The organism is Hydrotalea flava (assembly GCF_001623405.1).
Lineage (GTDB): Bacteria > Bacteroidota > Bacteroidia > Chitinophagales > Chitinophagaceae > Hydrotalea > Hydrotalea flava.
Genome location: NZ_LUHG01000088.1, coordinates 1 through 12,654, shown reverse-complemented (window position 1 = coordinate 12,654; position 12,654 = coordinate 1). Strand labels below are relative to the sequence as shown.

General features: G+C 39.0%; 8 protein-coding genes and 1 pseudogene. 1 reads left to right on the top strand and 8 read right to left on the bottom strand.

What is annotated here, in order from left to right; genetic code table 11:
- The 6 genes and pseudogenes from A0F92_RS10460 to A0F92_RS10435 all read right to left on the bottom strand — a co-directional run.
- Positions 1-889, bottom strand: a pseudogene (locus A0F92_RS10460) (phosphatase PAP2 family protein); the annotation flags it as partial.
- A gap of 4 nt (positions 890-893) precedes the next feature.
- Positions 894-1,847 carry a hypothetical protein gene (locus tag A0F92_RS10455; protein WP_167517021.1) on the bottom strand — a complete coding sequence of 318 codons (954 nt, stop codon included), beginning with the start codon at positions 1,845-1,847 and terminating at the stop codon, positions 894-896.
- A 123-nt stretch (positions 1,848-1,970) separates the two neighbouring features.
- Complete coding sequence (locus tag A0F92_RS10450) at positions 1,971-3,299, bottom strand: vanadium-dependent haloperoxidase (protein ID WP_068245429.1); 1,329 nt, start codon at positions 3,297-3,299, stop codon at positions 1,971-1,973.
- A gap of 285 nt (positions 3,300-3,584) precedes the next feature.
- Positions 3,585-4,163, bottom strand: coding sequence for a hypothetical protein (locus A0F92_RS10445; protein ID WP_068245426.1), 579 nt, complete (start codon positions 4,161-4,163; stop codon positions 3,585-3,587).
- A 31-nt stretch (positions 4,164-4,194) separates the two neighbouring features.
- Positions 4,195-6,231 carry a glycoside hydrolase family 65 protein gene (locus A0F92_RS10440; RefSeq protein ID WP_068245420.1) on the bottom strand — a complete coding sequence of 679 codons (2,037 nt, stop codon included), beginning with the start codon at positions 6,229-6,231 and terminating at the stop codon, positions 4,195-4,197.
- 201 nt (positions 6,232-6,432) lie between these two features.
- Complete coding sequence (locus tag A0F92_RS10435) at positions 6,433-8,490, bottom strand: PAS domain-containing sensor histidine kinase (RefSeq protein ID WP_068245416.1); 2,058 nt, start codon at positions 8,488-8,490, stop codon at positions 6,433-6,435.
- A 118-nt stretch (positions 8,491-8,608) separates the two neighbouring features.
- Between A0F92_RS10435 and A0F92_RS10430 the strand changes: the two genes are divergently transcribed.
- Positions 8,609-9,028 carry a helix-turn-helix domain-containing protein gene (locus A0F92_RS10430; RefSeq protein ID WP_068245413.1) on the top strand — a complete coding sequence of 140 codons (420 nt, stop codon included), beginning with the start codon at positions 8,609-8,611 and terminating at the stop codon, positions 9,026-9,028.
- Position 9,029: 1 nt separating this feature from the next.
- Here A0F92_RS10430 and A0F92_RS10425 read toward each other — a convergent pair whose 3' ends face one another.
- Both A0F92_RS10425 and A0F92_RS10420 read right to left on the bottom strand, forming a co-directional pair.
- On the bottom strand, positions 9,030-11,078 hold the full coding sequence (locus A0F92_RS10425) for a PAS domain S-box protein (RefSeq protein ID WP_167517020.1): 2,049 nt from the start codon (positions 11,076-11,078) through the stop codon (positions 9,030-9,032).
- 132 nt (positions 11,079-11,210) lie between these two features.
- The coding region (locus A0F92_RS10420) for an FG-GAP repeat domain-containing protein (RefSeq protein WP_167517019.1) at positions 11,211-12,654 on the bottom strand (1,444 nt) is incomplete at its 5' end.

Below are 12,654 nucleotides of genomic sequence, written 5' to 3'. Positions count from 1 at the left end.
ATTCTAAGCTATACCAGGGTATCTCACCTTTAGCCATTGCAACCGTTTCAAAATTTTTCCAGTCGGTGGAGGTGCCTACGGCTTTACCGGCATTATCGGCTTTAGCCCGTGCAATAAAAACTTCTGCTACCTGTCTTCCCAATACTTCACCGGCAGCAATATCACTGCGTGTTGCAGCACCAGCCATCATCATGGCCAATTCCTGTTCCTTTGCTTTTTGTTCAATATTGGCAATCTCTGTAGGGAATAACAACTTCATCATTTCAGCCGTTACCCCGGCCATTACTGCAGCTTCAGATGGATAGGATGGCAAGGTTGAAGTAGTTACTTTTGCCTGTATAGTACTATCATTGGCATAAGGCGCTGCACGGTTGTATAGTTTTTTGTAATACCAGCATGCTACCAATGCATCATATTGTGCGGCACTAATATAGGCATAAGCTCTTGCCGCATAAGGCGGATTAGCAAATGGAAACAGCGGATAGGCAAATGGATTATTGGCATTGGGAATAGGATAGCTGCCATCGGGATTTTGATAGGCTGGTAAATTGTATTTGGTTACCAGGCCCCGCATTAATTCATTCCACCTTAATACACCGCCGGCGGCCCAATATTGAATGGTAGCTATTTGCGATGAAGTGAGATTTTTTTGATATCCCTTAATTTCATTCAACTCTGCTTTATAATCGGCTGAACTTACGGCATTAGGCGCTGCAACTGCAAAAGTATCAGGTCGGGATAATAAAATGGTTTTCCAGCTTCCGGCATTAATGTCTATATTTTGCGGATGAAGCGGTGCCAGGTTAGCCGTAATATCCGGTGCATTTTTATTACAGGCAAATACAATACCTACAATGACTATAATGGCAATGATGATAATTTTTTTCATACAATTAGTTGTTTGTGTTGGTTTGGTTACTATGTTTTTGTTTGGCAGCAGCAAAATCAAATACTTTAAAAATACCAACTGCCATATTGGTTGCCTGTCCTACATTTCTTCCGGTAACTGTGTAACTCACACTGCCGGTAAGTGCAATACGATGGAAATGTGGAATGGCATATTTTCCATTAATACCGACTATGGTACTATTCATTTTATTACTAGGGAAAGGCATATCGTTTTTCCTGATATCAAAACCACCTAACGTAGTAGTATTGACTAACATAAATTCGGCATAATCTTCTTTTTTTCTATAACCAAAGCGAATGCCTGCATACATTATATTAGGCATTGCCACTTCATTGGTATAATGCATTTCAGTGGTGTAATAAGCAAATCGGTCAATATATATATTATCTCTGTAAGCATAGGCTGCTGTACCGGTTACAAAAAAATTCTTTTTCTGATAATCGAGGATTAAGCGCAGAGAAGCAGTTTTACTTCTTACACCAATAGCAAGTGGCAAAAAATCTGCCTGATAATTGGTAGTAGGAAATGAATAGCCACCGGTTAAAAACACAGTATATTTTTGTTGTTGTACTTTCTTTTGCCAGGCCTGCCATTTTATCCAGATACCGGCATCCTGCAATCCTTCCATATCATGCAAAGTGCCTGCAGAGGCATGTGTATGCACATAAGGCAAGCTGTATAATACATTCAACTTACCAGTAATTCCATACGCGCCCATAAAAGCTACCGATTGGGTAGAAACAGTACCTAAATTGGCATTGTCTCTTTTGAAACTACCTTCCCAGTAATGGTTCCAGCTATTGTAATTGTACACAAAACCGGTACACCAGTTTTGCTTGGCCATCATAATGCCATCGTATTCGGTTTGTGCCTGTATGTTTTGTAATACCATCATGAGTAAAGAGAAAAAAAATAATTTTTTATATGTTATTTTCATATTTGTTCAGTTAGTTTGTGGTTGCTAAATTGATTTGATGTTTGCAACCTGTTGCAACTATCAAATCAGGCTTTTTGAGTTATCCATTTGCATGAATAGATGACCTTCACAAAAGATGCGTCTCTATTTTTTCATCTTCAATTTTCCCACAACCAGATTGCCAACTTTAATACCGCTGTTATGCCCCTGTCTACAGGAATACCAGTAATGCAAGCCACCATAAAAACGGGCTTTTTCATTTTCCTGTGCTGCCTGCCGGAACGAAGTAAAACTTCTGCTGGGAATACCAAATTCTAATTCAGTAGAATCAGTATAAGGAAAATTATCGCCAAATACACTGGTTAAAGCTTCAGCAGCCGATGCAGAAATGGTGCAATGCCCACAGGTATATTCCGGGAACGGCGGCGTTTGTAATTCGGGGCGCCAGTTAGGATCGAAATATTTATTGATGACTGTTTCCGGACGTACGGTATTGTAAGTGTATTTTTCATTCCAGCATTGTATAAATGCATCAAACAAAGCGATGGCAGTTTTGGCAGTAGCATATACTGTTTCAGGAAAATTTGCTCCTGCTTTTTTTGCAGCAATGCCGGTAATACTCATCCAATGGCCCGGAGGTGAAAATTTTTTAAATACAAACATGGCATGTCCGTTTACATTCAGCTTGCCCGGATTATCATCCCAAAAATTAGCAATATGTTTTTGTTCAGGCGTAAGTGCAGTACAACTGTCCAACATCATTTTTACCTGTAAGTAATAGGGGCTTTTTTTGTCTGTAACATTAAAGGGCAAAGGTTTTTCGGCCCTAAACTGCCCGGCACTGTCCATTACCATGGGTCTTATTAAATTCCAGTGTGGCTCCATGGCCTGAGCATAAGCGGGTGGAGTAGGTACCCATCTGCCGGGGCTGTCAATCACCGCAAACTTAGGCATACTGCGGGTTTCAGCATAATTGTCTTTTTTACTCCAGGCTATAATTGATTGGGCTACCGCATCAGCATATTTTTTTGTAGCAGTGTACACTGCATCACTCATTCCATTCTTTTTTACCAACTGCACCAAACTGTCCACATAAGTTTGCATACTGCCTTCGGGAAAAGTAACGGCTTCGCCCACTTTACAATAAGCCAATACGGCAGCAAAGTCAAAATCAATCGGCTGTGCAGTATCAGGTTGTGCTACTTCACTCAATCCGTTTAACTGACCTTTTAGCGACCGGTATTGTTGTGGATAGCCCGCAGCTATTACTTCGTAAGCCGCAATAGCAGCATAGGCATAGTTTCTGGAAGCCACAACAGGACCAAAATTATTGCCCATTACCACTGTATTTAATTCATGCACTGTATGGGTAAACAGTTGCGTATTTTGTACTATTTTTTTATATGCATTATTGCTGGAACAAGCCATTAAAAACATAAAAGAGAAACCTAAAGCAAAAAATTTTACAGACATGTATTGCACATTTTACTGAACTGCATGATACTTTACATGGTATTGTAAAATATTGATACAGTTTTTATTAAATAATTCGTTTACATTCATACTACTCAGTCGCCACGTGGTGATTCACCAATGGTATGGTAGCGTTTTTGTGGTTGCTTTATGGCCAACTATCAAATGCAGAAAAGAAGCTATGACAGGTATTTGAACATACCATCAAATTCAATTGCATGCAAATTTGATACTACACCAATTGGTTACAAACACAATAAAAATTAAAGAAGAAAAAATAGTACACTATGCAAGTGTGGTGGTAGCGGGTATTTCAGGAGGTTTATCCAATTGTTTTACCAGTATATACTGATATAATTGTTGCCGATAGGCAGAAAAAACGGCCAAAGTTAATAAGGAAGGATGTTGACAAGCATAGCAGGAAGGACGGGTATAATCTTGCACCACGGGTTTAACGGTATGGGCTTGGTGGCTGGCATCTTTTTTGGAAGAACTGCTGTTTACAAAATCATTGGCTAAACGAGCAAAGGCATCACGGGCATTTTGAATTCCAGTTTTTGCAAAATTGGGAATACACAATACTTCCAGCGTATCCTGATAAAAACGGCGTTTTACATAAGAATAAGTAATGCCTTTCACCGTAATTTCTCCATTTACCCGGTCAAATTTCTGGGAACTGGCGCCATAAGGCAAAGCAGCAGGTACCTTTATACTAATCAGGTCTTTTTCGTTGTATTGGTTATCATCTAACTGTGATTGAAAAGCAATATCGGCGCGGTTTCCCAAATAGTCCATCACAAAGCGGTAGCCCACCCAGTTAAACAGCAACATGCCCAATAATACTATGGAAGCAACCTTTTTCAATTCAAAAATGAAGCATGAAAATAGTATAATTTTATTGAACAGTAAAAGTTTTTTTCTCTGTGCCTACACCGGTAATGGTTAACTTTTCCCATTGTTTGGGCAATACCGACGGAATTTGAGTAATGCCTTTCTCTGTAATATTCAATCCGCCAAAACCCATTAGCACACTTTGTATAATGCCACCGGCCCCGGTTGCAAAATAAGGATTGGTACCACCCTTGGTTTCTGCAATTACCCGGAAAGGAGGATTTAGATTGGGGATATAGGCATCTTTAAACCAATGATACGCTTTTGCACCATCGCCCAAACGGGCATATAACAGGGCAAATATACCTTGTGTCATGGCAGGTGTTCCGGCGTCGGGTACACGTGCCGAATAATATTCCAAATCTTTTTTGATTGGTGCAGGTTCTGTAATTTCTTGTAATGGATAGGCCAATAAGTTTACATCAGCCTGTTTAATGCCTTCGCCCTTATAGGTAGCATGTTCTTTGGTTACCCCATCTTCAAAATGCAGTATCGGAATGTTTTTTGCTACAAAAGCCCAGTCATCATCTGCCTTTTCGCCCACAATACCTGCTGCTGTGGTAGCATATTGTAATACCGCTTTGGCGGCAGCATTGGTAAAAGCATCATTGTCTACATTCTCGGCCCATTCATCTGCTGCTACTACATCTTTAATATCAAAATGGCCGGGTCCATTGCGCTCTACCCTGCTACTCCAAAATTCAGCCACCGCCTTCAATAACGGCCACCCCTTTTCTTTCAGCCAAACCTTATCATGTGTTACTTCATAATATTGCCAGGCGGCAATTCCCACACAAGCGGTAATATGGTGTTCAAAAGGACCACTCAAAGCCCATACCGGTGTTTCTTCTACGCCGGTAGCTGCACTTTCCCAGGGAAACATGGCGCCTTTATAGCCATGCTCAAATGCATTTTGTTTGGCAGCAGCCAAACGTTGAAACCGGTATTCAATCATGCTTTTAGCCATTTCAGGGTGTAATACCAAAATAGCCGGGAACATCCATAAATCGGCATCCCAAAACACATGGCCATTGTAACCTAAGCCGGATAAACCCATAGGCGAAGGACTTAAATCGGTGCCTTCACAAACAAAAGAATAGAGATGATACAACATACTGTGTACATCCTGCTGATCCTGCGGATTGCCGGTAATGGTAATATCGCTTTTCCATAAATCATCCCAGGCTTTATCATGAAAAGCAATTAATCTTTTACGACCCTGCAGCTTAGCGAAAATGGTTAACCGTTGGGCTTCATTCAATGGGTCGGCATCATGAGCGGATGTAATAGAAGAACCTACAATACTAAAGGTATAAGTTTCACCTGCTTTCAATGTTTTGGAAAACTTCATTAGGTGCATATTATTATCCCACATTTCATGAATGATTGGTGGCTCCTGCCCATGCGGCTCATCGAACATAAAACTATTGGATGCACACAACAATAATTTACCGGTAGGACTTTTGGCAGAAGAAGTCAATAAACTGATGAGCACATGCGGCCGATCGATTTGATTGTAATAATTTTCCACATCTCTCAAAGCATCCGGCGCCTCCATTACACTGGCTGCACCAATGGTAATGGGTTGTTTGGCAGTAATGGTTACCGTCATTAACACGGTAAAAGGTAACTGCCTTAATGAATAATAGGTATAACTAATATCTGCTTTTGTACCGTATTGAAAGTTGGTGGTAAAATTAGCATGCTGCATATCCAATATCTGGTGCATATTGCTGATATTATTTTTATCAACCTGTTGCCCGTCAATACTCATTTGCATATTCAGCAAATTAAAGCTGCGCAAAAAATTACTCACCATGCCACGACCATAAGTATCGTAAGCACCGGCCAATACTACATCTTTCACTTTAAACGGTTCGGGGGCAGATACAATACCGATTATTCCATTGGCTACCGTAACGCCGTAATAATTAGAAGGGTTAATAGAGTCGGCTGTAATTTTCCAGGGATCAACATTGGTTTGTGCAAAGAGGGTTACACACAATAGATATACCGGCAGCAATACAATTATTTTTTTCATGCGTTTACATTTATTGATTTTAGCACATGAAATACATCCTTCATTATTACGTTTAGCATTTAATTTTGTAAAGGATCATTTCATACAATGACAATTGCAAACAAAATAGTGGATGAGGATACAGCCTACCAATATTTTATGCTGTACAACATCATCAGACTGCAAGTTATCAATTAATTGTAATGCAAACACCGGAGGATGCTAAACCGGCAGTAAAACTTTTACACTGCAACCGTTTCCGAGCGATGATTGTATGCGGCAATAGCCGGAAAATAAGGCGGCACGACGTTCTATATTCCGCAGTCCAATGCCGGTGCGGGGGGCATGCATATCAAAACCCTGTCCATTATCAGCAATATACAATTCTGCCCGGCCTGCTTCTATATTCAGGCTTACTTCAATGCGGGTGGCGGCTGCGTATTTATGGATATTGCTCAGTTGCTCCTGCAAAATGCGGTAAATGTTTAACATCACATCTTCCTTCATTTTTGTTTCCGGGGGAATATTGTACGCAAATTCTATCTGGTACTTCCGGTCTGTATTGATGCTGTTCAGCAGCATTTGTATGCTGTCACTAAAATCAACCAGATTAAAGGAAGGTGGTGCCAGCCGGTGCGATATTTTACGAATGGCTTCCATGGCCATGCTAATATATTTGTGTGCTGTTTCAACTGCTTCTTTCCGGTTACTATCCATCTCTGTTTTATTCAACAGCCCCAATGTAAATACTGCCCCCGTTAGTATCTGGTTTACATTGTCGTGCAATTCAGCACTAATTTGAAAACGCTCCTGTTCCTGTGTATCCAATATGGCTTTAGATAAACGGTTTCCCATTTGGTTGCGTTCGGTAACATCTAACACTGTTACTAACCATGCAGGTCTTTCGTCGTAATTAAATTCAATGCCCTTTAACTCAACATCTATAATAGTACCATTTTTTTTTAGGTTTTGCAATGTGTAGTTGGGTGCGTCATGTTTTTTTTCAATTATTTGTAAAACTTTTTGAATGCCGGGTAGATCTCTTGCATAAACAATATCGGATATTTTCATTTGCAGCCATTCTGTTTTTGCATAACCATAATGTTGAACAGCAGCTTCATTTACCTGTATAAAGAAAAGGGTTGCTGCATCATAAATCCACATGGGTAGTGGACTTAATTCGAAAACATTACGGTATTTTTCCTCCGAAACCTTTAATCTTTCAGTTAGTAATACTTTTTCAGTTACATTGTTTAAGTAAGCTTCGCCACCCATTAGCCGTTTCGATTGATAAAATAAAATAATATTTCCTTCTACAAATACTGGATGGCCACCTTTGGTTTTTAATTTTACATTGTTAAAAGGCAGAATGATTTGTGATACATTACCGGAATTATTTTTTTGTGCTTCTATAATAGCATATCCTTCTGAGGAAATTGATTTGAAGGGTAGTTCATTTATTTCTTCTTCCATATAGCCCAGTGTCTGCAAAAAGCATTTATTTGCATAAGTAATATTGCCCTTTTCATCTATTTTATAGATTATTTCATTCGAAAACTCCAACAGTTTCTTATACTTTTTTCGGCTTTCTGCCAATAAAAAATAGATTTTTTTACTCTTTATAAAAGAAACCCATACCATACATCCTAATACTGCCAATAAAATCAAAATTTTTAAACCATCCCATTCAAACTCTTGCTCTCTTCTTTCCACCAAATTTGAAATTGCGGCTTTTTGAACTGTCGTTTTTGTTTTTACTTCATCAGATAACCGGGCAATAATATCCTGCATTTTTTCATAAGCAAAATGCTGCTTTTGGGTATACAATGAAATAGCGGTTGACGGGTTCGCATACTGGAACCGATGCATTATTTTTTCTATTAATGAAAAATTTTGTTCCCAGGCATATTGCAGGCTATCCAACCATTGGTAATGTTCTTTCTTTGTACCAGAACCATTAAATTGTTTTAAAAAAAGATGATATATTAGAGACGATTCTTCAACCTTTTGTTTAAATGGTTGTAAACTATTATGATTGATTTCATTTTTTAATAACAATAAATGCACCATGTTTGCCTGTAGGGAGTCAGTCTCTTTGCGTAAATCAACTAGAAGTGATAACTTACCTATGGAATTTTCTGCTGTTATATTAAATTGCTTTGTCAGGTTCGCAATTTGCTTATATTGGTTCAATTGAACCAAAATTAGCGCACCTAACACCATTGCGTATGCAGCAATTAAAAGCCATAAAAAAGAAGGGGCTTTTTTAGCATTTTGCATGATGGTTTTTTAAGGGAAATAGATTATCCTTTTAAAATTGCCATGAATTTTAAAAAAAACAATGTAAAACAAATATAAGTCAAATGTATTTAAAAATCCAAATTAAATCACAAAAAAAATGAAATATTTTTCCTCTAATCTGGAATATCTTAGAAAGGCAAGTGGACTAAAACAACAAGGAATACAGGAAAAATTAGGTATAGAGCGTACAACATGGAGTAACTATGAGAGAGGAAAATCTTTTCCAAATTTAAAATTATTTCACGAAATTGCCAATTATTTTGGCGTTACTGAATATGATTTATTGAATACCGATTTATCAAAACCAACCAACACACCCATTCAATCATTTCACCAACACAACATTATCCCATCTTTAACCCATTTGCACCAATGCCCATTCTGCATTTTAAAAGACGAAATCATATTAACAAAAGACCATGTAATAGAAGCGCTGAAAGGGCAGATAGATGCATTAAAGTTAGCCAACCGGCAAATGGAAGAAAGGATTTATGCTAACAACCAATCTTCTAAATAAATTAAACCGGCAATAAAACTTTTACACTGCAACCGTTTCCGGGCGATGATTGTATGCGGCAATAGCCGGAAAATAAGGCGGCACGACGTTCTATATTCCGCAGTCCAATGCCGGTGCGGGGGGCATGCATATCAAAACCCTGTCCATTATCAGCAATATACAATTCTGCCCGGCCTGCTTCTATATTCAGGCTTACTTCAATGCGGGTGGCGGCTGCGTATTTATGGATATTGCTCAGTTGCTCCTGCAAAATGCGGTAAATGTTTAACATCACATCTTCCTTCATTTTTGTTTCCGGGGGAATATTGTACGCAAATTCTATCTGGTACTTCCGGTCTGTATTGATGCTGTTCAGCAGCATTTGTATGCTGTCACTAAAATCAACCAGATTAAAGGAAGGTGGTGCCAGCCGGTGCGATATTTTACGAATGGCTTCCATGGCCATGCTAATATATTTGTGTGCTGTTTCAACTGCTTCTTTCCGGTTACTATCCATCTCTGTTTTATTCAACAGCCCCAATGTAAATACTGCCCCCGTTAGTATCTGGTTTACATTGTCGTGCAATTCAGCACTAATTTGAAAACGCTCCTGTTCCTGTGTATCCAATATGGCTTTAGATAAACGGTTTCCCATTTGGTTGCGTTCGGTAACATCTAATACCGTAACTAAGCGGGCCGGTTTGCCTTCGTATTCAAAGGGCACGCCCCGCATTTCAACTTCTATAACACTCCCTTGCTTAGTGATGTGTTTCATATACCCCTCATAAGGTGCTGTATTTTGTTGTAATTTCCGTAAAACCTGAAGGGCATCGGGCAAATACGTTTCCTCAATAATATCGGTAATTTTTTTAGTATGCCACTCTGCTTCCGTAAAGCCATAATGCTGTATGGCAGCAGGGTTTATCTGTAAAATTTGGAAGGTATGTGCATCATAAGCCAACATGGGCAGTGGGGTTATTTCAAAAATACTTCGGTATTTTTTTTCAGATGCTTTTAATTGCTCCTGCAACTTATACTTTTCAGTTACATCATTAAAAAAGGCTTCTGCCGATACACATTTTTTGTTTTGATAATCAATAATAATACTGCCTTCCACATGTAACTTTTGTCCCGATTTGGTTTTGTAAACTTTCTGTACGTTTTTAAGAATGGTACCCTCAACATCCGGACTTGGGTTGGCATTGAAGGTATGTAAACTACTTTCATCTAAAATATCCGGAATAGATAATCTGGCAATATCTGCATCATCATACCCCAACTTCTCTTTAAAAGCCTGATTAACAAATAGTAATTTCCCCGATGCATCGCAACGATTGATTATTTCGTTGGTATGCTCGGCCAAAAAGCGATATTTGGCTTCACTTTCAGCCAATTGCAAATGGCTTTCTTTCATTTTTTGCAGGGCTCTGATTACAGCTATACCCATCACCAACAACAATAACACAATCAATCCATTCACTTCTAAAAGCGTTCTATTATCATTCGCAATGGTATTATTCAACATTTGTTTTTGGTGATTGGCAGAATCTTTTACAAAAGCTGCTAATTTTGAGTTGGCCCATTGCAAGTTTTCGAAACTACGATACTGATTGTTTAAGTAAAACAGCCTTGCAGCAGCAAAACTATCGTGCCTGGCTTTTTTGATTAGCATTGCACGTATTAGATTATTTTGCTTTCGATATTGCACCAAACTATCAAACCATAATTTTTCTTGTGGCGCTACCAGTAGCTGTTCAAATTCATGTATATTGGTATCATTGCGGGCTACCTCTTGTTGAATGATTTTTTGGGTAGCAGCAACTTCATCAGAATCTTTGGTTAGCAATAAGTGCAATACTTTGGTTTGTACATAATCGCTACCGCGGCGCAGGTTAATAAGTAGGGAAAGTTTGTCTACACTATTGCCGGTAATATTATTGTATTGGGTAGATAAATGTTGGTATTGGCGGTATTGAGCAATTTGCAGATATACTAAACCCAATAATAATAAACCAAAAGCAACAATTAATAAGTACTGCGCTGGCACTCGTTTCAGCAACATTTTTCGCATGGCAAGGTTTTGTAAAAGGATGCTAGGGTTAAGCTGTTTTATAAAAATTAAATATTCATTAAATTACTAAATAATTGTAAAGAAAATAAAAAAATACAAAATGATTTTCGGTAAAATACACAGACAATTGAATTAACGTTCAAACATCAACAATGGTGCATTATTAATGGTTACCAATAAGGCTTTTTTATGGTTTCCAAGCGGAAGTATTGCAGCATTTCTGGCTTCGCCGCGGTAAATTAAGCCCGTTTGTGCCGGATGTATAAATTGAAAACTACCATTGGGTTGGCCTAAAAACAAGGTACCTTCATTGGCATCGAGGCGACCGGTTTGAGGTTTTAAACCAAAGAAGTTACCCGCTATGTATAAGTCGGTAATGCCATCTTTATTAAAATCATCGGCAACAATGGCAAAAGTGGGTGAGAATTGTGCCCGAACAGGTAATGGTTGCATGGTAAAATTACCCTTACCATCATTTAAAAAAATACAGGTTTGTGCCTGCTCTACTTTTAATACCAATGCTTTTTGTAAAATTTCGGCCGGGAATAATTCCTGCATGGTTTTTCCGGCATAAGCACTATAAGCTAAAAAATTTTTTTTGATGGAAGGTATCTGCGATTCTACCTCTCCTTTTAAATAATACGGATAGGCCTTGCCGTCGGTTTTATAAAAAACGGGCATACATTCCTGTTGCCCATTGCCATCAAAATCGGCCACATACAATTGTGCAGGATGTTGCTCATCGGCCTTGATATTTGAATTTAAGCCAAAGTTGCCTGCTATAAAATCAGGATGCCCATCGTGGTTGATATCGGCTACAGTAATACAATTCCACCATCCGGATGAATGGGGTAATTCTTTCCATTTATTCAGTTTGCCATTACTCAATTTAAAAATGGTAACCGGCATCCAATCGCCCACCACAATTAATTCTTTTTGTCCATCGCCATCCACATCTGTCCATTTTGCATCAGTAACCATACCCAATTGACGAAATGCCGGTACAACTGAAGCTGTCACATCTTCAAATATGCCATTCCCTTTATTCAATAATAAAACACTGGAAGCCGGTGACCCATAATTTCCGGGAATATTTCTGCCACCTATAAAAATATCGGGTTTACCATCGCCATTATAATCGTTTACCTCCACACAGGATGCATTGAGTGAGAGGGATGGCCATCCGTTCGTAGTTTTTGTAAAATTGCCTTTGCCATCATTCAAGTATAACCTTGGTGACAGATAAGGTGATCCAACCGGCGCCATGTTGCCGCCGGATGCTACTACTAAATCCAGATCGCCATCGCCATCCGCATCTAAAAATGCGGCATCAATATTTTCAAAATATTTATCGGCAATAAATGCAGGCTGGGGTATTTGTTTAAAATGGCCGTTGGCCAGTTGCAGGAATATTTTAGCGGTATCGCCGCTGGCGCTGCCCATGTAGAAATCCATCAAGCCATCGCCATTTACATCACCCAAAGCTAATTTAGGCCCCTCAGTTGAAAGCATTTTGGGCATGAGTCGTTCCACATCAAAATCAACAAATTCATTTTCCCGGTGTGTAATAGCACCC

What these genes read in the sequence shown, in the direction of transcription:
- A0F92_RS10455 (WP_167517021.1), bottom strand. Translation starts at nt 1,847, where the DNA reads ATGAAAATAACATATAAAAAATTATTTTTTTTCTCTTTACTCATGATG.
- A0F92_RS10450 (WP_068245429.1), bottom strand. Translation starts at nt 3,299, where the DNA reads ATGTCTGTAAAATTTTTTGCTTTAGGTTTCTCTTTTATGTTTTTAATG.
- A0F92_RS10440 (WP_068245420.1), bottom strand. Translation starts at nt 6,231, where the DNA reads ATGAAAAAAATAATTGTATTGCTGCCGGTATATCTATTGTGTGTAACC.
- A0F92_RS10435 (WP_068245416.1), bottom strand. Translation starts at nt 8,490, where the DNA reads ATGCAAAATGCTAAAAAAGCCCCTTCTTTTTTATGGCTTTTAATTGCT.
- A0F92_RS10430 (WP_068245413.1), top strand. Translation starts at nt 8,609, where the DNA reads ATGAAATATTTTTCCTCTAATCTGGAATATCTTAGAAAGGCAAGTGGA.
- A0F92_RS10425 (WP_167517020.1), bottom strand. Translation starts at nt 11,078, where the DNA reads ATGCGAAAAATGTTGCTGAAACGAGTGCCAGCGCAGTACTTATTAATT.